The sequence below is a fragment of the Rahnella victoriana genome, assembly GCF_004330295.1.
Taxonomy (GTDB): Bacteria; Pseudomonadota; Gammaproteobacteria; order Enterobacterales; family Enterobacteriaceae; genus Rahnella; species Rahnella victoriana.
The window spans coordinates 33874-58841 of sequence record NZ_SJOJ01000028.1 but is presented as its reverse complement, the minus strand read 5'-3'; the positions used below and the strand labels follow the sequence as shown (position 1 = coordinate 58841).

Here is a 24968-nt window from a genome sequence, read left to right as displayed (position 1 = left end):
ATGAACAAAGAGATTCTGGCTGTTGTAGAAGCAGTTTCTAATGAAAAATCCCTCCCGCGCGAGAAGATTTTTGAAGCGCTGGAAATTGCATTATCAACGGCGACCAAGAAAAAATACGAGCAGGAAATCGAAGTCCGCGTCAGCATTGACCGCAAAACCGGTGACTTTGATACCTTCCGTCGTTGGGTGGCAGTCGACGAAGTGACTCAGCCAACCCGCGAGATCACCCTTGAAGCTGCGCAATACGAAGATCCGTCAATCGAACTCGGCGGATATATCGAAGACCAAATCGAATCGGTCACTTTCGACCGTATTACCACACAGACCGCTAAACAAGTTATCGTACAAAAAGTACGTGAAGCTGAGCGCGCGATGGTGGTCGATCAGTTCCGTGAGCAGCAAGGTGAGATCGTCACTGGCGTCGTTAAGAAAGTTAACCGCGACAGCATCGCCCTGGATTTAGGCAGCAATGCTGAAGCCGTTATCCTGCGTGAAGACATGCTTCCTCGTGAAAACTTCCGCTCCGGCGACCGTATTCGTGGCGTGTTGTATGATGTTCGCCCAGAAGCACGTGGTGCTCAGCTGTTCGTCAGCCGTTCACGTAACGAGATGCTGATTGAACTGTTCCGCATTGAAGTGCCGGAAATCGGCGAAGAGCTGATCGAAATTAAAGCGGCAGCCCGTGATCCTGGCTCCCGTGCAAAAATTGCCGTGAAAACTAACGACAAACGTATCGACCCCGTCGGTGCTTGTGTCGGCATGCGTGGTGCACGCGTTCAGGCTGTTTCCAGTGAACTGGGCGGCGAACGTATCGATATCATCCTTTGGGATGACAACCCTGCGCAATTCGTTATCAACGCAATGGCCCCGGCAGATGTCGCGTCCATCGTGGTTGATGAAGACAAGTGCACCATGGATATCGCCGTTGAAGCCAGCAATCTGGCACAGGCGATTGGCCGTAATGGCCAGAACGTGCGTTTAGCCTCCCAACTGTTGAAACAGCATCGTGGTGATGACAAGTGGGAACTGAACGTGATGACAGCAGACGACCTGCAAGCCAAACATCAGGCTGAGGCACACGCTGCGATTGATACCTTCACCAAATATCTGGCCATCGATGAAGATTTCGCCACGGTTCTGGTTGAAGAAGGTTTCTCTACGCTTGAAGAACTGGCTTACGTGCCAGTCAACGAACTGCTTGAAATCGACGGCCTGGATGAAGACACCGTGGATGCGCTGCGCGAACGTGCGAAAGAAGCGCTGACCACACTGGCTTTAGCTCAGGAAGAAAGTCTCGGTGACAAAAAGCCTGCTGACGATCTGCTTAACCTGGCGGGTCTGGAACGCAGCATGGCATTTAAACTGGCTGCACAAGGGGTTTGTACGCTGGAAGATCTTGCCGAGCAGGGTGTCGACGATCTGGCTGATATTGAAGGTCTTACTGACGAGCAGGCTGGTGAACTTATCATGGCCGCGCGCAATATCTGCTGGTTTGGCGACAACGCGTAATAAACTGTAGCAGGAAGGAACAGCATGACAGATGTAACTGTAAAATCGCTGGCGGCAGAGATTCAGACTCCGGTAGATCGCCTGGTACAGCAATTTGCTGATGCAGGGATCTCAAAGTCCGAAGCTGACTCTGTGACCCAGCAAGAAAAAGAAACTTTATTGGCGCACCTGAATGGCGGAAATGCCGGTGCGACAAACAAACTGACGTTACAACGCAAAACGCGTAGTACACTGAATATTCCGAGCACCGGCGGGAAGAGTAAATCGGTGCAAATCGAGGTCCGCAAGAAACGCACTTATGTTAAACGTGATATGACCGAGGCAGAAGTTGCCCAGGCCGAAGCGGAAGAGCAGGCGAAGCGTGACGCGGAAGAACAGGCACAGCGTGCAGCAGCAGAGCAAGCCCAGCGCGAAGCTCAGGAAAAAGCCAAACGCGCCGCCGAAGAGCAAGCTAAACGTGAGGCCGCTGATAAAGCTAAGCGTGATGCAGCGGAAAAAGATAAAGTGACCAACCAAAATACCGATGAAGTAACTAAACCAGCTCAGGCAGAGAAAGCACGCCGTGAAGCTGAAGCCGCAGAGCTTAAACGCAAAACGGAAGAAGAAGCCCAGCGTAAGATCGAAGAAAACGCTAAACGCATCGCAGAAGAGGCCCGTAAAATGGCTGACTCGGGTGTCTGGACTGAAGCTACCGCACCAAGCGAATCAGAATCTGCTGACTATCATGTCACCACTTCTACCCATGCTCGTGCCGCTGAAGACGAAAATGACGCCAAAGTTGAAGGCGAACGTCGCAGCCGTACCCGCGGTGGTAAAGCAACCAAACAGAAAAAAGGCAACAAGCTGTCCGAATCTAAAGCGGATCGCGAAGAAGCCCGTGCTGTCGGCCGTAACGGCAAAGGCAAGCGCAAGCCAAGTACGCTGCAGCAGAGCTTTAACAAGCCTGTTGTTGCCGTAAACCGCGATGTTGTCGTGGGCGAAACCATTACTGTTGCTGAGCTGGCCAATAAAATGGCAGTGAAAGGTTCTCAGGTCATCAAAACCATGATGAAACTGGGCGCTATGGCAACCATCAACCAGGTGATTGATCAGGAAACTGCTCAGCTGGTTGCAGAAGAAATGGGCCACAAAGTTATCCTGCGTCGTGAGAACGAACTGGAAGAAGCGCTGATGAGCGATCGTGACACTGGTGCTTCCGCAGCCGCTGAGCCTCGTGCTCCGGTTGTGACCATCATGGGCCACGTTGACCACGGTAAAACCTCATTGCTCGACTACATTCGTTCAACGAAAGTGGCAGCAGGCGAGGCCGGTGGTATTACTCAGCACATCGGTGCTTACCACGTAGAAACCGAAAACGGCATGATCACCTTCCTGGATACACCGGGACACGCCGCGTTTACCTCTATGCGTGCTCGTGGTGCTCAGGCAACGGACATCGTCGTTCTGGTGGTTTCCGCCGATGACGGCGTGATGCCGCAAACTATCGAAGCGGTTCAGCATGCGAAAGCTGCTGGCGTGCCAATCGTTGTTGCGGTAAACAAAATCGATAAACCAGATGCTGATCCAGACCGCGTTCGTACCGAACTGTCTCAGTACGGCGTTATGCCGGAAGAGTGGGGCGGCGAATCTCAGTTCATCCATGTTTCTGCGAAAGTCGGTACCGGTATCGACGATCTGTTGCAGGCTATCTTGCTGCAGGCCGAAGTTCTGGAACTGAAAGCTGTTCGCACTGGCATGGCAAGCGGTGTTGTGATCGAATCCTTCCTGGATAAAGGTCGTGGCCCGGTTGCTACCGTACTGGTTCAGGAAGGTACGCTGAACAAAGGCGACATCATTCTGTGCGGCTTCGAATACGGCCGTGTCCGTGCGATGCGTGACGAAATGGGTCGTGATATTACGTCTGCGGGTCCTTCTATCCCTGTCGAAGTACTGGGTCTGTCCAGTGTACCGGCTGCGGGTGATGAAGTTACCGTTGTACGTGATGAGAAAAAAGCACGTGAAGTGGCTCTGTATCGTCAGGGTAAATTCCGTGAAGTTAAACTGGCTCGCCAGCAGAAATCTAAACTGGAAAACATGTTCGCGAACATGACCGAAGGTGAAGTTTCTGAACTGAACATCGTTCTGAAGTCAGACGTTCAGGGTTCTTGTGAAGCGATTTCCGATGCATTGCAAAGCCTGTCTACTGACGAAGTTAAAGTTAAGATCGTCGGTATGGGTGTCGGTGGTATCACCGAAACTGATGCGACACTGGCTGCGGCTTCCAACGCGATCATTCTGGGCTTCAACGTCCGTGCAGATGCGTCTGCCCGCCGTGTTGTAGAAAGCGAAAGCCTGGATCTGCGTTACTACTCCGTTATCTATAACCTGATTGACGAAGTCAAACAGGCGATGAGCGGTATGTTGGCGCCAGAATACAAACAGCAAATCATCGGCCTGGCTGAAGTTCGTGACGTGTTCAAGTCACCGAAATTCGGCGCTATTGCAGGTTGTATGGTGACTGAGGGTATGATCAAGCGTAACAACCCAATCCGTGTACTGCGTGAAAACGTGGTGATCTACGAAGGCGAACTGGAATCCCTGCGTCGCTTCAAAGATGACGTTGCTGAAGTTCGTAACGGCATGGAATGTGGTATCGGCGTTAAGAACTACAACGATGTGCGTACTGGTGATGTGATCGAAGTCTTCGAAATCATCGAGATCAAACGTACTATCGCTTAACGTTTGCGAAGTAGCTGATATCCAGATGGGGGGCCTTGCGCCCCCTTATTTGTCTGGAGCAAGTGAGGAGAAAAGCATCATGGCAAAAGAATTTAGCCGTACTCAGCGTGTCTCTCAGGAGATGCAAAAAGAAATCGCCATCATCTTACAGCGCGAAGTCAAAGACCCGCGCGTAGGCATGGCGACAGTGTCAGGCGTTGAAGTTTCACGTGATCTGGCTTACGCCAAAGTGTTCGTGACCTTCCTGGACGTGCTGACGACTGACAACCACGATCCTGATCGTGTTAAAAATGGCATCAAAGCCTTGCAGGACGCGTCAGGTTTCATCCGTACGTTGATCGGCAAAGCGATGCGTTTACGTGTCGTGCCAGAACTGACTTTCGCTTACGACAACTCTTTGGTTGAAGGTATGCGTATGTCCAATCTGGTGACCAACGTCGTGAAAAACGATGCTGAACGCCGTTCAGCTGCAGGCGATGACGAGGACGCATAATGAGTCGCCCACGTCGCCGCGGCCGTGATATACACGGCGTTCTGCTACTGGACAAATCTTTAGGCTTGTCTTCTAACGATGCCCTGCAAAAGGTTAAACGCCTGTATAACGCTAACCGCGCAGGACATACCGGTGCGCTCGATCCTTTAGCGACCGGCATGTTGCCGCTGTGCTTAGGCGAGGCGACCAAGTTTTCCCGGTTCCTGCTCGATTCTGACAAACGCTATCGCGTGATTGCCCGCATGGGACAACGCACAGATACGTCAGATGCTGAAGGTGCCATCATTTCCGAACGTGAAATGACCTTCTCTCAGCAGCAACTGGATGACGCACTCGACAGTTTCCGTGGGGAAACCCAGCAAATTCCTTCCATGTATTCAGCACTGAAATATGAAGGGAAGAAATTGTATGAGTATGCCCGTCAGGGTATCGAAGTGCCGCGTGAATCGCGCAGCATTACCGTGTATGAACTGAAATTCATACGCTGGGAAGGCTTTGAAGTTGAGCTGGAAATCCATTGCTCAAAAGGCACTTACATCCGCACGATTGTGGATGATCTGGGCGAGAAGCTGGGCTGTGGCGCACACGTCACCTATCTGCGTCGTTTGCAGGTGGCAACGTATCCTTCAGAGCGGATGGTCACCATGGAAAAACTCCATGAACTGATCGCTCAGGCAGAAGAGCAGGGTATTGAACCGCGCTTACTGCTGGATCCATTGTTGTTGCCGATGGACAGCGCATGTGAAGACTTCCCGGAAGTGAATCTGCTGCCTGTGGTCGCCGGCTATGTCAAACAGGGTCAACCTGTGCAGGCATCGGGCGCGCCAGTCAGCGGCATGGTTCGCATCACCGAAGGCGAAGAACGTAAGTTTATTGGTGTAGGCGAAATCGATGATGATGGCCGCATTGCGCCGCGTCGTTTAGTGGTCGAATACACGGATTAAGCGCTTTCTGCTCACCTTGCGATCATATATAGCAAAGGGTAGAATAGCGCAGCTTATGCATTGGGTTGCTGAATTAGAGATCGGCACCCGTTTAATTATCTATAATATTTTGGAGTAAGATTATGTCTCTAAGCGTTGAAGCTAAGGCTCAGATCGTTTCCGACTTCGGTCGCGGCACTAACGACAGTGGTTCTACCGAAGTTCAGGTTGCTCTGCTGACTGCTCAAATTAACCATCTGCAAGGCCACTTTGCAGAGCACAAAAAAGATCACCACAGCCGTCGTGGTCTGCTGCGTATGGTTTCTCAGCGTCGTAAACTGCTGGACTACCTGAAGCGTAAAGATGTAGCACGTTACACCAGCCTGATCGAACGTCTGGGTCTGCGTCGCTAATCAAGCGAGTTTCAGTGTAAAGGGGCCAATAGGCCCCTTTATTCTAGGAAGCAAAGCCAAATCAGGGTACTGTATGGCTGCTGTTTCTACTGTTATTCTAAGAACATGAACTTCCGTTACAGATGTTTTCGCGCGGCTAATGAGAGACTTTATTGCCACTTTGTCAGGTAAATAAGGATTGTCATTAGTCGCGAGAATGTAGTGAGAAGCTCGGATATTTATCGGTGTGAACTGCTGTCATAACAGCTGCGCACCATACAAAAGGATATTACATTGCTTAATCCGACTATTCGTAAATTCCAATACGGCCAGCACACCGTTACGCTGGAAACCGGCATGATGGCTCGTCAGGCAACTGCCGCTGTTATGGTTAGCATGGACGACACCGCGGTATTCGTTACCGTTGTTGGCCAGAAAAAAGCAAAACCAGGTCAGAGCTTCTTCCCGCTGACGGTTAACTATCAGGAGCGTACTTACGCTGCTGGTCGTATCCCGGGTAGCTTCTTCCGTCGCGAAGGCCGTCCAAGCGAAGGCGAAACCCTGACTTCACGTCTGATTGACCGTCCGATTCGTCCTCTGTTCCCGGACTCCTTCCTGAATGAAGTTCAGGTTATCGCGACTGTGGTTTCCCTGAACCCACAAGTTAACCCTGACATCGTTGCGATGATCGGTGCGTCTGCTGCCCTGAGCCTGTCTGGTATTCCATTCAACGGCCCAATCGGTGCTGCACGCGTTGGTTACATCAACGACCAGTATGTTCTGAACCCAACCGCAGATGAGCTGAAAACAAGCCGTCTGGACCTGGTTGTTGCCGGTACTCAGGGCGCGGTTCTGATGGTTGAATCTGAAGCTGAAGTGCTGAGCGAAGATCAGATGCTGGGCGCGGTTGTATTCGGCCACGAACAACAACAAATCGTTATCGACAACATCAACTCACTGGTTGCTGAAGCCGGTAAGCCAAAATGGGACTGGCAGCCAGAAGTGGTTAACGCTGAGCTGCATGCCCGCGTTGCTGCACTGTCTGAATCCCGTCTGGGTGATGCGTACCTGATCACCGAGAAACAAGAGCGTTACAACCAGATCAACGTGATCAAGGCTGACGTTGTTCAGGCTCTGCAAGCTGAAGACGAATCCCTGGACGCTGGCGAAATCTCTGACATTCTGGGCAGCATCGAGAAGAACGTCGTGCGTAGCCGTGTGCTGCGTGGCGAGCCGCGTATCGATGGCCGTGAAAAAGACATGATCCGTGGTCTGGACGTGCGTACTGGCGTTCTGCCACGTACCCATGGTTCTGCTCTGTTCACCCGTGGTGAAACTCAGGCGCTGGTAACTGCAACACTGGGTACTGCCCGTGATGCACAGAACCTGGATGAGCTGATGGGCGAGAAAACTGACAGCTTCCTGTTCCACTACAATTTCCCTCCATACTCTGTAGGTGAAACCGGGATGGTGGGTTCGCCAAAACGTCGTGAGATTGGCCATGGCCGTCTTGCTAAACGTGGCGTGCTGGCGATGATGCCTAAACCAGAAGACTTCCCGTACACCGTACGTGTGGTTTCTGAAATCACTGAATCTAACGGTTCATCTTCAATGGCTTCTGTTTGTGGCGCATCTCTGGCCCTGATGGATGCAGGCGTGCCGATTAAAGCCGCTGTTGCCGGTATCGCAATGGGTCTGGTTAAAGAAGGCGAAAGCTTTATCGTTCTGTCCGACATTCTGGGTGACGAAGATCACCTGGGCGACATGGACTTTAAAGTGGCCGGTAGCCGCGACGGTATCACCGCGCTGCAGATGGACATTAAAATCGAAGGTATCACCCGCGAAATCATGCAGGTGGCTCTGAATCAGGCTAAGGGTGCGCGTCTGCACATTCTGGGCGTGATGGAACAGGCTATCAGCACCCCACGTGGCGATATCTCTCAGTTTGCTCCACGCATCCACACCATCAAGATCAGCCCGGACAAAATCAAGGACGTGATCGGTAAAGGTGGTTCTGTGATCCGTGCGCTGACTGAAGAAACAGGCACCACGATCGAAATCGAAGATGACGGTACTGTGAAAATCGCAGCAACCGACGGCGAGAAAGCAAAATACGCTATCCGTCGTATCGAAGAGATCACTGCTGAAATCGAAGTTGGCCGTATCTATCAGGGTAAAGTGACCCGTATCGTAGACTTTGGCGCATTTGTTGCCATCGGCGGCGGTAAAGAAGGTCTGGTTCACATCTCTCAGATCGCTGACAAGCGTGTTGAGAAAGTGACTGATTACCTGCAGATGGGTCAGGAAGTGCCGGTTAAAGTTCTCGAAGTTGACCGTCAGGGTCGTGTGCGTCTGAGCATCAAAGAAGCTACCGCACCTTCTCAGGACGAAACAACTGAGCAACCTGCAGCAGAATAATCCGTAACAGAAGTTTTACAGCTCCTTTCCATCTGGAAGGGAGCTGTTCGTCTCACGGACGCAGGACGCGTTTGTGTTAAGCAAGCGGATGACAGGATGTTCATCCAATGTTTGTCTCCGGGAGTAGAAATGAAGCCTTTCTTGCGCTGGTGTTATGTTGCGACAGCACTTATGTTGGCAGGATGCAGCAACCATGATTGGCGTAAAAATGAAGTTCTGGCGATTCCGTTGCAGCCGACGTTGCAGCAGGAAGTCATCCTGGCACGCATGGAACAAATACTTGCCAGTCGGTCATTAACCGATGATGAGAGAGCACAGCTATTATATGAGCGCGGTGTGCTGTATGATAGTCTCGGGCTAAGAGCACTGGCGCGAAATGATTTTTCACAAGCGCTGTCTATTCGTCCTGATATGCCAGAAGTTTTTAACTACCTGGGGATTTACCTAACGCAGGCAGGCAATTTCGATGCTGCCTATGAAGCGTTTGATTCTGTACTAGAGCTTGATCCAACTTACAACTACGCGCGTTTGAACCGAGGTATCGCCCTGTATTACGGTGGCCGATTCTCGTTAGCGCAGGATGATCTGCAGGCGTTTTATCGAGACGATCCAAATGATCCCTTCCGTTCGTTATGGCTTTATCTTGCGGAGCGAGAAATCAATCCGAAGAATGCCGACGTAGCGCTGCAACAGCGTTATGACAAAGCGGACAGAGGGCAATGGGGATGGAATATCGTCGAATTCTACCTGGGCAAAATCAGCGAATCTACGCTGATGGAACGCCTCAAGGCAGAAGCAACGGATAACACTTCGCTCGCTGAGCATCTCAGTGAAACTGACTTCTATTTAGGTAAGCATTACCTAAGTCTGGGGGACAAGAACAGCGCTGCGGCACTGTTCAAACTGACGGTAGCTAACAACGTTCATAACTTTGTTGAGCACCGCTATGCATTGTTGGAATTGGCGCTTTTGGGCCATGAGCAAGACGACCTATCAGAATCGGACCAGCAATAGCTGACGACACCAATCAGCCTGATTAATCATGGTTTTTACCATTTTTAAGCGCCTTAACGGGCGAGGGTTGCTTTGTTCGTTTTATAATCTAATTTGAGCCGGTTCACACTTTTCAATGAAAATGACTGAAAATTTTCTCGACGAGTTATGTAGACTGGCTGCCATTATTAATGAGGCACGTGTACATGACTACTGAGCTTGAAACCTCTTTTGCTGACCTGGGGCTGTCTGCTCCGATCATTTCTGCCCTGACTGATTTGGGCTACGAAAAACCTTCACCAATCCAGGCTGAGTGTATTCCTCACCTGTTAAATGGCCGCGACGTTCTGGGTATGGCTCAGACTGGTTCCGGTAAAACAGCTGCATTCTCCTTACCGCTGCTGCACAACATTGATGCTTCACTGAAAGCACCACAAATTCTTGTTCTGGCACCGACCCGCGAACTGGCGGTTCAGGTTGCTGAAGCAATGACTGATTTCTCTAAACACATGCATGGCGTGAATGTGGTTGCCCTTTACGGCGGCCAGCGCTATGACGTCCAGTTGCGCGCACTGCGTCAGGGACCACAAGTTGTTGTGGGTACACCGGGCCGTCTGCTGGACCACCTGAAACGCGGCACCCTGAACCTCTCTAATCTGAGCGGTCTGGTGCTGGACGAAGCCGATGAAATGCTGCGTATGGGCTTCATCGAAGACGTCGAAACTATCATGGCGCAGATCCCGGCTGAACATCAGACCGCGTTGTTCTCTGCAACCATGCCAGAAGCTATCCGTCGCATTACCCGTCGCTTCATGAAAGAGCCTCAGGAAGTGCGCATCCAGTCAAGCGTGACAACCCGTCCTGACATCAGCCAGAGCTACTGGTCTGTGTACGGCCTGCGTAAAAACGAAGCGCTGGTACGTTTCCTGGAAGCAGAAGATTTTGATGCGGCGATTATCTTCGTTCGTACCAAAAACGCGACCCTGGAAGTGGCTGAAGCCCTGGAACGTAGCGGCTACAGCAGCGCTGCACTGAACGGTGACATGAACCAGGCGCTGCGTGAGCAGACTCTGGAACGTCTGAAAGATGGCCGTCTGGACATTCTGATCGCAACCGACGTGGCAGCACGTGGTCTTGACGTAGAACGTATCAGCCTGGTTGTTAACTACGACATTCCGATGGACTCAGAATCTTACGTTCACCGTATCGGTCGTACCGGTCGTGCTGGCCGTGCAGGTCGCGCATTACTGTTCGTTGAGAACCGTGAACGTCGTCTGCTGCGTAACATTGAACGCACCATGAAGCTGACCATTCCGGAAGTTGAAATCCCAACTGCAGAAGTTCTGGGCGAACGTCGTCTGGCTAAGTTTGCAGCGAAAGTTCAGCAACAACTGGAAAGCAGTGATCTGGATCAGTACCGTGCGCTGCTGGCGAAACTGCAACCTGCAGAAGAGCTGGATGTGGAAACACTGGCTGCGGCACTGCTGAAAATGGCACAGGGCGAACGTCCTCTGATCGTTGCAGCGGATCCGGTCTTCAAAAGCCGTCCACCACGTCGTGAATTTGAAGACCGTGGCGACCGCGGTGATCGTGGCGATCGTCGTGACCGTCCGGCTCGCAGCAATGACCGTCCTGCACGTGATGGTGACAGCCCACGTCGTGAGCGTCGTGACGCTGGCGAAATGGAACTGTATCGCATCGAAGTGGGTCGTGATGATGGTGTTGAAGTGCGTCACATCGTTGGCGCTATCGCTAACGAAGGCGACATCAGCAGCCGTTACATCGGTAACATCAAGCTGTTCGGTACGCACTCTACTATCGAACTGCCGAAAGGTATGCCGGGCGAGATCCTGTCTCACTTCACCCGTACGCGTATCCTGAACAAACCGATGAACATGCAGCTGATCGGTGATGCGGTGCCACAAGCTCCACGTCGTGATCGTCCGGCCGGTGCTGGCGGTGAGCGTCGTGGTAACGGTGCTCCGCGTCCATTCAACGGTGAACGTCGTGAAGGTGGCCGTGGTAACGGTGCTCCACGTTCTTTCAGCGGTGATCGTCGTGAAGGTTCTTCAGCTGCTGGCGACCGTCGTCCGCCAAGCCGCGCACCACGTCGTACTTCTGACGCATAATCTGCATTCAGTTCGCTGAACGTCAGATAATAAAAAACCAGCCTTCACAGGCTGGTTTTTTTTCGTCCTGAATTCAGGAAAGCGATTAGCTGATGCGCTGTTCTTTGACCAGTTCACCCTGCAACTGCGAAACGATTTCAAAGGAATGCAGACGTGCCTGATGATCAAAAATCTGGCCGTTGATCATCAGTTCATCGGCTTCGGTTTCGCGCAGAATGTTTTGCAGACCCTGACGCACCGTCTCCTGATTACCGACCACCGACATGCGCAACGCATTATCCACACCAAAGCGTTCCTGAGCTGACCACAAGCTTTCGATGTTATCGACCGGTGCAGGCAGTTTGCCCGGCATTCCGCGACGCAGATTAATGAACTGCTGCTGGTTGGAGGTAAACATGCGGCGCGCTTCTTCATCTGTATCCGCGGCGATAGCATTGATACAGACCATCGCATGCGGTTTCTCAAGCTGTGCTGAAGGCTGGAATTTGCTGCGATAAATCGCCAGTGCCTGATAAAGCATGTCCGGCGCGAAGTGCGAGGCGAAGGCAAACGGCAACCCAAGCGCCGCCGCCAGCTGGGCGCTGTACAGGCTTGAACCCAGTAACCATATTGGCACATGTAAACCTTGTCCCGGCACCGCCTGAACGGCCTGCTGCGGCTGAACGTCGCCGAAATACAGCTGCAATTCCTGTACATCCTGCGGGAAATTATCGACCTCACCGGAAAGATGGCGGCGCAGTGCAATCATCGTACGCTGATCGGTGCCCGGCGCGCGGCCCAGCCCCAGATCCACACGGTTCGGATACAGCGTGGCGAGCGTGCCGAACTGTTCAGCAATCACCAGCGGTGAGTGGTTGGGCAGCATCACGCCGCCGGAACCGACGCGGATGGTTTTCGTGCCGCCCGCAATATAGCCCAGCAGCACGGAAGTGGCCGCGCTGGCAATGCCGGTCATGTTGTGATGCTCAGCCATCCAGTAACGTTGATAGCCCCATTTTTCCGCGTTCTGCGCCAGTTCCAGTGAACACTGGAAGGCGCGGGCAGGATCGGCACCTTGCGGAACGGGAGCCAGGTCGAGCACGGAAAGGGGAACGGTATTTTTATCAGACATAATCGCGGCTCACTCTTGATGGAGGTGAGGGGAGAAGCATTCACTCCGCTCATAATTAGAACGAGTATTACCCAATAATGCCGTATTGAATACGGCATTTGTGCCCTTACATGCCGTTTAAACATCCTAAAAACAGATTGAAATAACTTAAACTATCATTTCGGCCAATATGTTGTTTTGTGTTAAAAACTCTCTGTTCACCCCGTTATTATTGAATCTGGCGAACAAAAAGGATGTCGCACCGATGAGTAAACGAATTTTACTGACCCTGCTGCTGGTTGCAGTCGCGGTTTCTCTGGCGGTGCTGTTTCGTGCGCACAATCAGGATCTGTTGTTACAGGGCGAAGTTGACGCGCCGGAAGTGATTGTGGCGTCGAAAGCCAAAGGCCGTGTGATTGAACGCCATGTGGAGCGCGGCGACGATGTTAAAGCCGGACAGCTGTTGATCACCCTCGACAGCCCTGAGCTGATGGCGCAGTTACGCGCCGCCGAAGCTGCCCGCGATCAGGCAAAAGCTCAGCTTGATCTCTCCGTTAACGGCACCCGCGAAGAAAGTATCCGTAACCTGAAGGCGACGCTGGCGCAGTCTCAGGCGGAATACATCAATGCCCGTGACCTCTACAACCGTAACGCCAAAGTGGCCGCGAAAGGGTTTATTTCGGCTTCTGATTTAGAAGATTCCCGCCGTGCCCGTGACAGTGCCTATCAGCAGGTATTAGTCGCCAAAGCCAATCTGGACGAAGGCGTGAACGGCGACCGTGTCGAACAGCGCGAAAGCTATGCCGCGCAGTTGCGGCAGGCGGAAGAAGATCTGCTGGAAGTGAAAGCGCAAACCGATGATTTACAGGTCAAAGCGCCGGTTGATGGCGAGGTCGGGCCGATCCCGGTAGAAGTGGGCGAGCTGCAAAGCGCTTCCAGCCCGTTGCTGACCTTAGTCCGTCTGCCGGATGCCTATTTCGTGTTTAACCTGCGTGAAGATATTCTGGCAGGCGTGCGCAAGGGCGACAAAGTGCAGATGCGCGTTCCCGCGCTGAATAACCAGATGATTGAAGCTGAAGTGCGCTACATTGCGCCGCTTGGTGATTACGCCACCAAACGTGCCACGCGCGCGACCGGTGACTTCGATTTGAAAACCTTTGAAGTGCGTCTGTATCCCGCGAAGCCTGTGCCCGGCCTGCGTCAGGGCATGAGCGCGTTATGGCAATGGAAGGCGAAGTGAAGCCGGTTAAAGCGCCGCGCAGCGAAAGGATAAAAGCCGCATGGCGCTGTTTCAGTCGTGCTTTTACCCGCGAGACCCGACATGCTTTCCGCAAGCCGGTGATCCACTGGCTGTGCTGGATTTTTCCTTTGCTGTTGTTCGGCCTGATCAGCAGTAACTTCTCTGAAGGCACCTTGCTGGATTTGCCGGTCTCGGTGGTGGATAACGATCACAGCTCGCTGTCGAAAACGCTGACCCGCAAACTGGATGCCGGATCACACGCGCATGTGCAGGCCTTTGCGGGCGGATTACCGGAGGCGGAATACCGTCTGCGTACCGCGCAGGATTACGCCCTGTTGTATATTCCTGATGATTTTGAAGCGGACGTGCTGGCGGGAAAACAACCCAGCGCCGTGCTCTATTACAACGCCTTATTTTACGGTGCCGGCCTGTATTCCACTCAGGATTTCAGCGGGCTGATCACCGAACTTAATACCAGCTACCGTTCTATAATAGCGACGAAAATTGGCAAAACGCTGCCGTCGCTGGCCAGCGTCGACGTCTCTTACGGCAGCCTGTTCAATGCCAGCGGCAGTTACATTTATTATCAGCAATTTGCGGCGACCATCCATCTGCTGCAACTGTTCACCGTGACCTGCATGATTTACGTGATGGCGCGCAGTCAGGCGTTACTCAGTGCGCCGTCTTTCACCCTGGCGCTGCTCGGCAAACTCGCCCCCTACACCTTGTGTTTCACCACCTTACTGATGGTAGAAATCGCCATGCTGGTGGGCTTTTTCGATGCGCGAGTCAGCGGTAATCCGTTGTATATGCTGGTGATTGGTTTCTTCTATGTCATCGCCGCGCAAAGTCTCGGTTTACTGCTGTTCACTTTCACCAAAACCACCATCACGGCATACACCATGATGGGGATTTTCGTCAGTATCGCGCTGACGTTTTCCGGCATGGCGATCCCGGTCTTGTCGATGCCGCTGCCTGCGCGGATTATTTCCGGTATCGAACCGCTGAGTTACGCGCTGGCCGCCATGTTTGACGTCTTCCTGCGCGAAGTCTCGGTGCGCGGCATACTGATGGTGTGCTGCATACTGCTGATCTATCCGTTACTGACCAGCCTGCTGGTGCGCAAGCGCCTGTATATGCGGATGAAACAACAGGAGCCAGGCCAATGACCGGTCGCGAGTGGTGTAAAACCTGGTGGAAAACATTCAGCAAAGTGCTGACCGGATTGCTCGATAAGCCGATGTGGATGATGCTGCTGCTTTCGCTGTGCGTGATGAGTCTGGTGTATGCCAACCGCACGGTGTGGGATTTGCCGGTGGCCGTGATCGACCAGGATCACAGCACGGCCAGCCGTATGCTGGCGCGCCAGCTCGATGCGGGATCGAAAATCGCCACGGTGGCTTATGACAATCTGGCTGAGGCGGAACACGATCTGGCGCTGCGGAAACTGTTCGCGGTGATCATCATGCCGGTCGATCTGGAGAAGAAGATCCTCGCCGGGCAAAACATCGTGATCCCGGTGTATGGCGATGCCACCAACCGGCTGGCGAACGGTCAGATCCAGCAGGACGTGCTGTCGGCGTATCAGTCGATCCTCACGCAGTACAACACCGATCTGCTGCTCAGCAACGGTTTCAGCGAGCGACAGGCCAGCGTGGTGCTTTCACCGATCCTCGGCCAGTCTCTTGATGTGTTTAACCCCGGCATCAGCTTTGCGGCGATTATTTTCCCCGGTTTGCTGGTGATGTTATTGCAGCACTCATTGCTGATCGCCAGCGTACGCGTCAGCATTGTGCTCAACAGCGGCCCTTCGGGGAAACCGGCGATCCCGGCGTTTCTGGGCGGCATTTCGGCGCTGATCCCGGTCTGGCTGTTTCTGTCGATCGTCTTATTTGTGCTGTGGCCGTGGGTGCTGGGCTACCGGCAGACCGCCAGTATTCCGGAGATCCTGCTGCTGACCTTCCCGTTCCTGCTGGCGGTGCTGGGGCTTGGAAAGCTGGTGACAGAATGTCTGCGCAGCGTGGAGCTGATCTACCTGACGCTGGCGTTTCTGACCACGCCGGTGTTCTACATTTCCGGCACCATCTGGCCGTTACAGGCGATGCCTGCGTGGGTCAGGGCGATCTCTTCGATGCTGCCTTCAACGTGGGCGACCAAGGCGATTGCTGGCGTGAATCAGATGGGATTGCCGTTCAAAGACGTCGGCGGCGACATTCTGATGCTGCTGATCCTTTGTGGCTTTTACACCTTTATTGGCATTGCGGTGGGCATGCTGCGCGATGGCGTCCGGTTGCGGGCGATGTTCAGGCCGAAACCTCCGCACGCATAAAAAAAGGGAGATGACCGCCAGGCCATCTCCCTTTTTCATGTTGTCTGCGTGCGCTTACTGACGTAATTCCAGCCCGGCCACACGCTGCCAGTAGCCGTTACAGTCGGCTTTATCGGTGAGGGTCAGAGGCTGTAAACCGCGTTCGTTGTTGCGGAAGGCTTCCAGTGTGGCGAGCGTTTCCGGGGTTTCCGGCGACAGACGCACGATATCCACCAGTCCCTGCATCGACGTCAGTTCATTGCCGAGGTTATAGCAATAACCGCTCTGGGTCTGAATGCCGTTAAGCACAAACACCTGCTGATTTTCCTGTGACAGCATTTTCCGGCCCTGCGGATAATGGATGCAGCAGGTTTCGCATTCATCCTTCGCCCGGTTTTCAGAACGTGCGGTAAAACAGCGCGCCGAATAGGCCAGCGGCAGATGGCCGTATGACAATACTTCCACTTCAAACTTATCGCGGATGCCCAGATCCTGACACTGGTTCAGCAGATTCACCAGCCAGTCGCGGGAAAGCTCGACCGGCATACACCAGCGCACCATGCCTTGTTTATGCAGCAATTTCAGCGTGACCGCGTTATAGCAGTTCAGCGCATGGCCGACGACAAACGGCAGGTTACGTTCCGCCGCCATGTTCACCGCGCCGAAATCATTGGCTTCCAGCAAAAACTCGCCGTTTTCCACATAACGTTTCAGTTCGTTAAGTTCGGACGGTGCCTGCAACAATGCCAGCGTGGAAATGACCACCTGCTTGCCGGTCGCGGCCAGCTGGCGGGCGATCTCCAGCCAGTCATTCACCTTCATCTCACGGCGTTTGCTGCACACATTTTCGCCGAGATAAATCACATCCGCGCTGCTGGCGGCGGCGGCCTGATAAAAGTCTTCAACCTGCGCTTTCGGCCAGTAATACAGGATGGCACCCAAAGAATATTTCATCATCGTCTCTTTATTACTGCCACTTGCGGTGATAAGCACCGAGCGTCGTTTGTGTGCCCTCAGACATGGCACCCAGCGTCTTCATCCAGGCTTCATCGGTTTTGAAGTGCTGCGGATCGGCCATACAGCGGTCAATCGCCGCACGCCAGACGCGCGCCACCTGGCTGACATAGGCCGGGCTGCGCTGACGCCCTTCAATTTTCACCGAGGCAATATTGGCGGCAAACAACTCCGGTAATAATTCCAGCGTATTCAGGCTGGTCGGCTCTTCCAGCGCATGGTATTTCGCGCCATCCACCAGATAACGGCCTTTACACAGCGTCGGATAACCGGCGTTTTCGCCTTCGTCATAACGGTCGATCAGCACATCATTCAGACGTGATTCCATGCCCTGCGCGGTTTGCTGCCAGCGCACGAACCGCGCCGGTGAACAGGCACCGACGGTATTCGGTGATTCGCCGGTCAGATAGGACGACAGATAACAGCGACCTTCGGCCATAATGCACAGGCTGCCGAAGGCGAACACTTCCAGCGGCACCACGGTGGTACGGGAAAGCTGACGCACCTGATGCATGGAAAGCACGCGCGGCAACACCACGCGGGCGACATCAAAGTTACGTTTATAGAAACGGATCGCCTCATCGTTAGTGGCAGACGCCTGTACCGACACATGGCGCTCAACGTGGGGATATTTATTCGCGGCATAATCAAGCATCGCCAGATCCGCCAGAATCAGTGCATCTGCGCCGAGCTGCGCGGCCATATCAATGGCGCGTTCCCAGCGCTGATAACCGTCGGGATGCGCAAACGTATTAATGGCGATATGCAGTTTGCGGCGGTGACGGTGGACGTAACTGGCGGCTTCCTGCAGCTTTTTCTCCGTGAAATTCAGACCGGCGAAATGGCGGGCGTTGGTGTCATCTTTCAGACCGATATAAACCGCATCCGCGCCATTGTCGATCGCCGCTTTCAGCGCAGGTAAATTCCCTGCCGGGCAAAGTAGCTCCATTCTCGTTCCTTACTGCAACCGGCCAGCCAGAGCTGAAGGGTTGGGGGTGATGAAAAGCCAGTTGCCGACGTCATTCATTCATCAGTCAGGGCTTTGATTGGCGAACTATTTTAGAGAAGCTATGGATGCAATATTTTGATTTGAGGCAGTTTCTGCGGCGTTGAAAGGCATACCGTTGTCGGGGAGGTTGTACGTGGCGTTTTTCTGTTGCAGTATTTATTGATGTAGACCGCTGAACAATACCGACGTTATGGCAAAATAGGCCGTATAACTGCCTTAAAACTTGCCGAAAAGTTACCGAAAGGAGTAGTGCCAGTGTTGCAAAAACTACGTGCACGTATGGTCCGTCAGGGGCCATCCCTGTTGAGTGTGCCCTTGAAATTCACGCCGTTTGCGTTGCAGCGACAGGTTTTGCAACAGGTGCTGAGCTGGCAGCTTCGTCAGGCGCTGGCGGATGGCGAACTGGATTTCCTCGAGGACCGCTGGTTAAAAATTGAAGTCAGCGATCTGAATCTGAGCTGGCTGATGTCAGTGGAAGAAGGCAAGCTGGTGATCGCCGAACAGGGCGACGCCGATGTCAGTTTCAGCGGCACGGCGAATGATCTGATCCTGATCGCCGCCCGTAAAGAAGACCCGGATACGCTGTTCTTCCAGCGCCGTCTGCACATTGAAGGCGACACCGAGCTGGGTCTGTATGTGAAAAACCTGATGGATTCTATCGATCTCGATACCATGCCGCTGTTGTTGAAAAACGGTCTGCTGCGTCTGGCCGATTTCGTCGAAGCGGGACTGCAAGAGGACCGCGAGCCGCAAGCTCCGGTAGCTGAGCCATGTTAATCCGTACTGAAATTCCGGTCGATGCCGCGGGCATAGACCGCCTGTTGCGTGCCTCATTCCCCACCGGCGCAGAAGCCGATCTGGTGCAGGAATTACGCGAAGATGGCCTGCTGACGCTGGGCGTGGTTGCCACGGATGATGAAGGCGGCGTGGTCGGTTATGTGGCGTTTTGTCCGGTGGACATTCAGGGCGAAGACCGCAACTGGGTGGCGCTGGCGCCGCTGGCGGTGGAACAATCCCTGCGCGGTCAGGGGCTGGGCGAAAAACTGGTGTATGAAGGGTTAGATTCCCTGAATGAATTCGGTTACGCCGCTGTCGTGGTGCTTGGCGACCCTGCGTATTACAACCGTTTCGGTTTCAAACCTGCTGCCGCTCACGGCCTGCGCTGCCGCTGGATCGGCACCGAAGCCGCTTTCCAGCTGTTTACCCTGTCGGACGATGCACTGACTGACGCCAGCGGTGAAGTGGTCTTTCCGTCAGCGTTCAATCGTTTCTGAATCTTTTCAGAGACAGCAAAGGCCGGATCCCCGGCCTTTTTCATTTTCCGTCTTCCGTCAATCCCAGATAGTTTTCCAGACATGCCGGTGCGTTGCGGACCAGCAATTCTTTCTGCGCCTTACTCAGCTTTTTAACTTTCAGCTCCAGTCTGGACGCCAGCGAACGGTCACCGGCCTGGCAATGGAACGCCAGCTGCAATTCCCCTTTTCCGCGCAATGCCTTCGCGCCTTTTCCGCACTGATGCTGGCCGAGACGCCGTGTCACGTCGGTGGTGATGCCGGTATAAAGCATACCGGTCGGGGTTCTCAGCATATATAAAAACCAGTGAGCGGTGGCGGACATAAGCGCGGGTACCGGAAAGAAAAGGTTATGTAAGTTTACCCGAAAGGCACAACAGAGTGAGGCAAAACATTGGCATACAGCGTTAAACTGTCAGAAATGACAATAAGGACCGGCGATGAATAACCCTGATGACCTGAAACATATCCTGACGTTTCTAAAAAAAAATCATGTGCTGGCGCTGTGTGCCGCCGCTGACGGTGAGATGTGGAGCGCCAATTGTTTTTACGTCACCGACGCAGACCGCATGATGTTGTATTTCATGACCGAGCTGAAAACCCTGCACGGCACGCTGATGTCCCGCTCACCACAGATTGTCGGCACCATTGCGCCGCACCCGAAAACCATCGCGCTTATCAAAGGCATTCAGTACCGCGGTGAAGCCACCGTGCTGGCGGGGGAAGAAGAACGTCATGCCCGCCATCTATACTGCAAACATTTTCCGGTCGCCATCGCCATGAAAGCACCGGTCTGGGCGCTGAAACTCCGTCACATCAAAATGACCGATAACGCGCTGGGATTTGGCAAGAAACTGCTGTGGGATCGGGAAGGGGAATAGCCCCTCTGCGCGGAGAGGGGCGTCGGGACTACGCGGCCAGAATCCTCAGGGATTCGCGGTTAAACGCAGGCAGATCGTCCGGTGTGCGGCTGGTGACCAGCGTATCCTGATCGACCACCACTTCTTTATCGTAAAACTCGGCACCGGCATTTTTCACATCCACCACCACCGGTTTCACCGTGGTGAGTTTACGGCCGCGCACGACATCGGCGTTGATCAGCAACTGCGGGCCGTGGCAGATGGCAAATATAGGTTTGCCGCTTTCGGCGAACGCCCGGGTGAACGCGACAAAACGGTCGTCGCCGCGCAGGGTATCCGGCGAATGTCCGCCCGGCAGCAACAGGGCGTCAAAGTCTGACACTTTCACTTCATCGATCGATTTATCAATGGTGACGGACGCTTTGCCCTGTTTCCCTTTGACGACGTTACCCGCTTTGTTCTCGATAGTGACGATCTGATGCCCCGCCTTGCGGTAAGCCTCGGCGGGCGAGGTGAATTCTGCATCTTCAAATTCATCAGTGATGAGTACCGCTATTTTCTTGCTCATGGTTCCTCCTGCTGAGAATGTGTTTTTCATCATGCACTCTTAAGCCTAGGACTCCGCCGTGGTCAGATCAAACTGGATTCGTCCGAGTTCGGCCAGGTAACAGGAACTGTCTTATAGCGTGATATTCACATTCGGGTAACACTTCAATTCTCTGCGATTGTGTGCCGTTATTTAAAAGGAAGTGATATGGCAAAAGTTCTTCTGCTGGGCGGAAGTGGTCTGATTGGGCGCGAGCTTTTACGCCTGTTACAGCTTGATCCGCGGGTCAGCCGCATTGTGGCACCGAGCCGCCATCCGCTGCCGCCGGGCAATAAATTAATCAACCCGCTGGGCAATAATCTGACGTCGCTGGTGGTGGCGCTGGATGAACCTGTCGATTTGCTGTTCTGCTGTCTGGGTACCACGCGTAAACAGGCGGGCAGTGCGCAGGCCTTCCGGGCGGTGGATTACGATCTGGTGGTCGACTGCGCCAAGGCCGCGCGGGAGCTGGGTGCGCGCCATTGTCTGGCGGTCAGTGCGCACGGCGCGGATGCACGCTCGCGTTTTCTGTATAACCGTACCAAAGGCGAAATGGAACTGGCGCTGATGCAGCAGGGATGGCCGTTGCTGACGCTGGTCCGTCCCTCATTGCTGGTGGGCAAACGTCATCCGCCGCGCCTGCTCGAGCAACTCAGCGCGCCGTTATTTAAAATGCTGCCGGGTAAATGGAAAGCCATCGATTCAGACATTGTGGCGAAAGCCTTGCAGGAGCAGGCATTTAACGCCGGTCTGGGCGGCATTACCGTGCTGGAATCCGATCAGATTGCGGCCAGTATCGAAGATCTTTAATTCGCGGGATCCGCTCAGCCGGATCCGTGTGATAAGGTATCAGGCAAAAAACGCGAATTTTCTGCCTGTCGGTCCTCACAAATACTTTTCCGCAAACACGGCCAGATCCCTGAAGTCCGGCATCCTTTCTTTCAGCGTGTCATGATCCCAGTCCCACCACTGACTTTTCTCGATCCGGGCGATCATCGTGTCGTCAAAGCGCATGCCGATCTTTTTGGCGGCGACACCGGCGACGATGGCATACGGCTCGACGTCTTTGGTCACCACCGCTGAGGTGCCGATCACTGCGCCATTGCCGACGCTGACGCCGGGCATCAGCACCGCGTTATGGCCAATCCACACATCATTTCCCACCGTGACGTGATGCTCACGCCGCCAGTCGAAGAAATCCTTATCGTCCCCCCCCAGTCCGTAGGCTGAACTGCGATAAGTAAAATGGTGCTGCGCCACACGCTGATAAGTCGGATGATTGCCGGGATTGATCCGCACATACGTGGCGATCGATACAAATTTGCCGATCGTGGCATAGAAGATCTGATTGTTTCCGGCGGTGTAAGAGTAATCGCCGATCTGCGTTTCTTCGATGATCGCGTTATCGGCAATATGCACGTACTGTCCGAGTTGCGAGCGGTTCAGTTCCACCTGCTGACCGATTTTAGCCCGTGCATAATCCTGATCATCTGCCGGTGAAAACGGAGAAATAATGTCGCTCATAATATCCTTCATGATGAAGTGACGGGATAATGGAAGGCATTCACCGGCAGCGAAAGGATCGCCAGTAAATGCTGTAACGTTTCCTGCAATGCGCCGTCGTTGTTCAGCAGATGACAGCCGGCAGGCAGCGCACTGGCATATTCTCTGGCGCGCTGAAGACGGCCGGCAACCTGCGCCGCGTCTTCGCGTCCGCGCCGGGTCAGACGTTCCGCCAGCACGATTTCAGACACCTGCAGACACACCGGCACGAGCCGCTGACCATAACGCTGACGGGCTTTTTCCAGATGCGCCCGCGAGCCGTTGATCACCACGTGACAGCCCAGTTGCATCCAGTGGTCGATTTCAATGCCGACGCCGTACCGGCACTGGTGCGCATGCCAGTCCAGCGCGAACAATCCCTGCCGGTGACGCTGAATAAATTCGGCTTCGCTCAGGGCAATATGATTTTCAGAACCGGCATCGGCAGGGCGGGTGATATAACGATGCGCCACCGCGACATTGGCCGGTAAATGCTGGCGCAGGGCGTCGAGCAGACTGTCCTTTCCCGATCCCGAAGCGCCCATCAGATAAAGTAAACGACTCATTTTATCTCCTTACTGAGTAAGAATCCGGCCAGCTCTCTTCCCTTCAGAACACCTGAATGCCCTGACGCCAGACGTTTTGCACGTAGTGATGTTCGCCATGCGCCCGCGCCAGCACCAGATCCGCGCGTTTGCCTTCGGCAATTTCTCCGCGATCCTGCAACCCGAGCGCGTTAGCCGGATTGCGCGTCACCAGCTTCACCGCCTGCGGCAGGCTGAATGCGTTGTTGTCATCGGTGGCAATGCGGAACACCGCGTCGAGCAGGCTGGCGGGGTAATAATCGGAAGAGAGAATATCCAACAGCCCCAGAGACGCCAGATGGTGCGCCGCGACGTTGCCGGAATGCGAGCCGCCGCGCACGATATTGGGTGCGCCCATCAGCACCTGCAAACCGTTGGCGTGAGAGGCGCGCGCGGCTTCTTCCGTTGTCGGGAATTCGGCGATCACGCTGCCGAGCGCCAGGGATTCTTCGACGTGCGCGGCGGTGGCATCGTCGTGGCTGGCCAGCGAAATAGTGCGCTCGCGGCAGTGTGCGGCAATCGCTTCACGGTTTGGCTGCGCCCAGCGCCGGGAGAGGGCGATCTGCTCTTCCTGATAGTCGTCCATCTGTTCGTCGTTGAGGTTGTACTTACCCTGATAATATTCGCGATACTTCTGCGGCGTGGCGAACTGGCGCTGACCCGGCGAGTGATCCATCAGCGACACCAGGGATAAAACCGGCGTATCCATCAGCTTCTCAAACAGCGGCAACGTGGTCTCATGCGGCAGCTCGCAACGCAGATGCAGTCGGTGCTCGGCGCGGTTCAGCCCGGCGTTCTGGCTGTTCACAATCGCGTCGATCATCTTTTGCAGATTTTCCAGACGATGGCCGCCGTCGCGCACATCTCCGACCGCCACGGCGTCCAGCACCGTGGTGATGCCGCTGGCGACCATCAGCGCATCGTGGCTGCTCATGGCGGAATGTGCAGGCCAGTCCACTTTCGGGCGGGGAGTGAAAAATTTATCCAGATTGTCGGTGTGCAGCTCGATTAAACCCGGCAGTAACCAGCCGCCCTGCGCATCCAGCGCCTGTGGCAACTGACTGCGGCTGTCGGCGAAGGCGCTGATCACGCCGTTTTTCATCTCCAGCGACCCTTCAACCACCTGATCGTCGAGCACCAGTTTTACGTTATTAATGATCATGCGGACATCTCCGGCGCGGTTTCAGGGCTCATTTCATACAAACGATCGGCAACGCGTTCGCGGACATCTTCATCATGAAAAATCCCGACCACCGCCGCCCCGCGCGCCTTGGCCTGTTCAATCAGCGTCACCACCGCCGCGCGATTGGTGGCATCCAGCGAGGCGGTCGGCTCATCGAGCAACAGCACCGGGTAATCCACCACAAAGCCTCGTGCGATATTCACGCGCTGCTGTTCGCCGCCGGAGAACGTCGACGGGGCAAGATGCCACAGACGTTCCGGCACGTTCAGATGGCGCAGCAGGGCGCTGGCGCGGGCTTCGCTCTGCGCTTTATCCACGCCCAGTTCCAGCAGCGGCTGCATCACCAGATTCAGGGCGCTGATACGCGGGATCACCCGCAGAAACTGGCTGACCCAGCCGACCGTATGTCGGCGCACCGCCAGAATCTCACGCGCTTCGGCGCTGACCATATCGATCTGCTGTCCCTGATGTTCCACCCAGATCTTGCCGCTGTCCGGCAGATAATTGCCGTACAGAGAGCGCAATAACGTGGATTTCCCGCTGCCGGAATGGCCGTGCAACACCACGCATTCCCCGGCACTGACCGTCAGACTGGCGTTGCTGAACACCGGCAATCTGGCGCTGTTCTGATTATGCAGGACAAAGGTTTTACTGAGATTTTCGACCCTGAGCTTCGTCGTCATTT

At 54.2% G+C, this 24968-nt stretch carries 25 protein-coding genes; 16 read left to right on the top strand and 9 right to left on the bottom strand.

Going from position 1 to position 24968, the window contains the following annotated elements:
* From nusA to EYY67_RS20135, 9 genes are all read left to right on the top strand, one after another.
* Positions 1-1509, top strand: coding sequence for a transcription termination factor NusA (nusA, locus tag EYY67_RS20175; RefSeq protein WP_119823399.1), 1509 nt, complete (start codon positions 1-3; stop codon positions 1507-1509).
* Between the two features lie 24 nt (positions 1510-1533).
* Positions 1534-4227, top strand: a complete 2694-nt coding sequence (gene infB, locus EYY67_RS20170; protein ID WP_095923655.1) for a translation initiation factor IF-2 — start codon at positions 1534-1536, stop codon at positions 4225-4227.
* Between the two features lie 79 nt (positions 4228-4306).
* Positions 4307-4720, top strand: coding sequence for a 30S ribosome-binding factor RbfA (gene rbfA, locus EYY67_RS20165; RefSeq protein ID WP_095923654.1), 414 nt, complete (start codon positions 4307-4309; stop codon positions 4718-4720).
* A complete protein-coding gene (gene truB, locus EYY67_RS20160) occupies positions 4720-5664 on the top strand; it encodes a tRNA pseudouridine(55) synthase TruB (protein WP_119823397.1) in 945 nt (314 codons plus the stop codon). The genes rbfA and truB overlap by 1 nt, the downstream gene beginning before the upstream one ends.
* A gap of 122 nt (positions 5665-5786) precedes the next feature.
* On the top strand, positions 5787-6056 hold the full coding sequence (gene rpsO / locus EYY67_RS20155; protein WP_014333706.1) for a 30S ribosomal protein S15: 270 nt from the start codon (positions 5787-5789) through the stop codon (positions 6054-6056).
* A 273-nt stretch (positions 6057-6329) separates the two neighbouring features.
* Positions 6330-8453, top strand: coding sequence for a polyribonucleotide nucleotidyltransferase (gene pnp / locus EYY67_RS20150; RefSeq protein ID WP_095923652.1), 2124 nt, complete (start codon positions 6330-6332; stop codon positions 8451-8453).
* A gap of 129 nt (positions 8454-8582) precedes the next feature.
* Positions 8583-9467, top strand: a complete 885-nt coding sequence (nlpI, locus tag EYY67_RS20145; RefSeq protein WP_014333708.1) for a lipoprotein NlpI — start codon at positions 8583-8585, stop codon at positions 9465-9467.
* 115 nt (positions 9468-9582) lie between these two features.
* Positions 9583-9663 carry a protein YrbN gene (gene yrbN, locus EYY67_RS24950; RefSeq protein WP_096335046.1) on the top strand — a complete coding sequence of 27 codons (81 nt, stop codon included), beginning with the start codon at positions 9583-9585 and terminating at the stop codon, positions 9661-9663.
* Positions 9653-11575, top strand: a complete 1923-nt coding sequence (locus tag EYY67_RS20135) for a DEAD/DEAH family ATP-dependent RNA helicase (protein WP_095923651.1) — start codon at positions 9653-9655, stop codon at positions 11573-11575. Before yrbN ends, EYY67_RS20135 begins: the two co-directional genes overlap by 11 nt.
* A gap of 85 nt (positions 11576-11660) precedes the next feature.
* On the opposite strand, the gene EYY67_RS20130 is transcribed toward EYY67_RS20135, so the two are convergent.
* A complete protein-coding gene (locus EYY67_RS20130) occupies positions 11661-12686 on the bottom strand; it encodes a luciferase-like monooxygenase (RefSeq protein ID WP_095923650.1) in 1026 nt (341 codons plus the stop codon).
* Positions 12687-12930: 244 nt separating this feature from the next.
* On the opposite strand from EYY67_RS20130, the gene EYY67_RS20125 reads away from it, so the two are divergent.
* Genes EYY67_RS20125 through EYY67_RS20115 form a run of 3 tightly spaced genes read left to right on the top strand, consistent with a single transcriptional unit; the run spans position 12931 to position 16234 of the window.
* The gene (locus EYY67_RS20125) at positions 12931-13905 is read left to right on the top strand and encodes an HlyD family secretion protein (RefSeq protein ID WP_095925225.1); all 975 of its coding nucleotides are present in this window, start codon (positions 12931-12933) and stop codon (positions 13903-13905) included.
* A complete protein-coding gene (locus EYY67_RS20120) occupies positions 13890-15074 on the top strand; it encodes an ABC transporter permease (RefSeq protein ID WP_195818098.1) in 1185 nt (394 codons plus the stop codon). The genes EYY67_RS20125 and EYY67_RS20120 overlap by 16 nt, the downstream gene beginning before the upstream one ends.
* On the top strand, positions 15071-16234 hold the full coding sequence (locus tag EYY67_RS20115; protein ID WP_095923649.1) for an ABC transporter permease: 1164 nt from the start codon (positions 15071-15073) through the stop codon (positions 16232-16234). The genes EYY67_RS20120 and EYY67_RS20115 overlap by 4 nt, the downstream gene beginning before the upstream one ends.
* 54 nt (positions 16235-16288) lie before the next feature.
* Here the strand turns inward: EYY67_RS20115 and EYY67_RS20110 are convergent, their stop codons facing one another.
* The gene (locus tag EYY67_RS20110) at positions 16289-17167 is read right to left on the bottom strand and encodes a U32 family peptidase (RefSeq protein ID WP_131694261.1); all 879 of its coding nucleotides are present in this window, start codon (positions 17165-17167) and stop codon (positions 16289-16291) included.
* A gap of 13 nt (positions 17168-17180) precedes the next feature.
* On the bottom strand, positions 17181-18176 hold the full coding sequence (ubiU, locus tag EYY67_RS20105) for a ubiquinone anaerobic biosynthesis protein UbiU (RefSeq protein WP_119823392.1): 996 nt from the start codon (positions 18174-18176) through the stop codon (positions 17181-17183).
* Positions 18177-18491: 315 nt separating this feature from the next.
* Between ubiU and ubiT the strand changes: the two genes are divergently transcribed.
* Both ubiT and EYY67_RS20095 read left to right on the top strand, forming a co-directional pair.
* A complete protein-coding gene (gene ubiT / locus EYY67_RS20100) occupies positions 18492-19013 on the top strand; it encodes a ubiquinone anaerobic biosynthesis accessory factor UbiT (RefSeq protein ID WP_095923646.1) in 522 nt (173 codons plus the stop codon).
* Positions 19007-19510, top strand: coding sequence for a GNAT family N-acetyltransferase (locus EYY67_RS20095; protein WP_119823390.1), 504 nt, complete (start codon positions 19007-19009; stop codon positions 19508-19510). Before ubiT ends, EYY67_RS20095 begins: the two co-directional genes overlap by 7 nt.
* A 40-nt stretch (positions 19511-19550) precedes the next feature.
* On the opposite strand, the gene EYY67_RS20090 is transcribed toward EYY67_RS20095, so the two are convergent.
* The gene (locus EYY67_RS20090; protein WP_095923644.1) at positions 19551-19853 is read right to left on the bottom strand and encodes a GIY-YIG nuclease family protein; all 303 of its coding nucleotides are present in this window, start codon (positions 19851-19853) and stop codon (positions 19551-19553) included.
* A 115-nt stretch (positions 19854-19968) separates the two neighbouring features.
* Between EYY67_RS20090 and EYY67_RS20085 the strand changes: the two genes are divergently transcribed.
* Positions 19969-20409 carry a YhbP family protein gene (locus EYY67_RS20085; protein ID WP_131694260.1) on the top strand — a complete coding sequence of 147 codons (441 nt, stop codon included), beginning with the start codon at positions 19969-19971 and terminating at the stop codon, positions 20407-20409.
* A 28-nt stretch (positions 20410-20437) separates the two neighbouring features.
* Here the strand turns inward: EYY67_RS20085 and EYY67_RS20080 are convergent, their stop codons facing one another.
* Positions 20438-20956 (bottom strand): type 1 glutamine amidotransferase domain-containing protein, encoded by a 519-nt coding sequence (locus tag EYY67_RS20080; RefSeq protein WP_095923642.1) that lies wholly within the window; start codon positions 20954-20956, stop codon positions 20438-20440.
* Between the two features lie 186 nt (positions 20957-21142).
* On the opposite strand from EYY67_RS20080, the gene EYY67_RS20075 reads away from it, so the two are divergent.
* A complete protein-coding gene (locus tag EYY67_RS20075; protein ID WP_095923641.1) occupies positions 21143-21784 on the top strand; it encodes a Rossmann-fold NAD(P)-binding domain-containing protein in 642 nt (213 codons plus the stop codon).
* A gap of 75 nt (positions 21785-21859) precedes the next feature.
* Here EYY67_RS20075 and EYY67_RS20070 read toward each other — a convergent pair whose 3' ends face one another.
* Genes EYY67_RS20070 through phnL form a run of 4 tightly spaced genes read right to left on the bottom strand, consistent with a single transcriptional unit; the run spans position 21860 to position 24966 of the window.
* Complete coding sequence (locus EYY67_RS20070) at positions 21860-22498, bottom strand: DapH/DapD/GlmU-related protein (protein WP_131694259.1); 639 nt, start codon at positions 22496-22498, stop codon at positions 21860-21862.
* Between the two features lie 8 nt (positions 22499-22506).
* Positions 22507-23082: a ribose 1,5-bisphosphokinase gene (gene phnN, locus EYY67_RS20065; protein ID WP_131694258.1), complete on the bottom strand. Its 576-nt coding sequence runs from the start codon at positions 23080-23082 to the stop codon at positions 22507-22509.
* Positions 23083-23125: 43 nt separating this feature from the next.
* On the bottom strand, positions 23126-24262 hold the full coding sequence (gene phnM / locus EYY67_RS20060) for an alpha-D-ribose 1-methylphosphonate 5-triphosphate diphosphatase (RefSeq protein ID WP_131694257.1): 1137 nt from the start codon (positions 24260-24262) through the stop codon (positions 23126-23128).
* Positions 24259-24966: a phosphonate C-P lyase system protein PhnL gene (gene phnL / locus EYY67_RS20055; RefSeq protein WP_131694256.1), complete on the bottom strand. Its 708-nt coding sequence runs from the start codon at positions 24964-24966 to the stop codon at positions 24259-24261. The genes phnM and phnL overlap by 4 nt, the downstream gene beginning before the upstream one ends.
* Positions 24967-24968 lie beyond the last annotated feature (2 nt).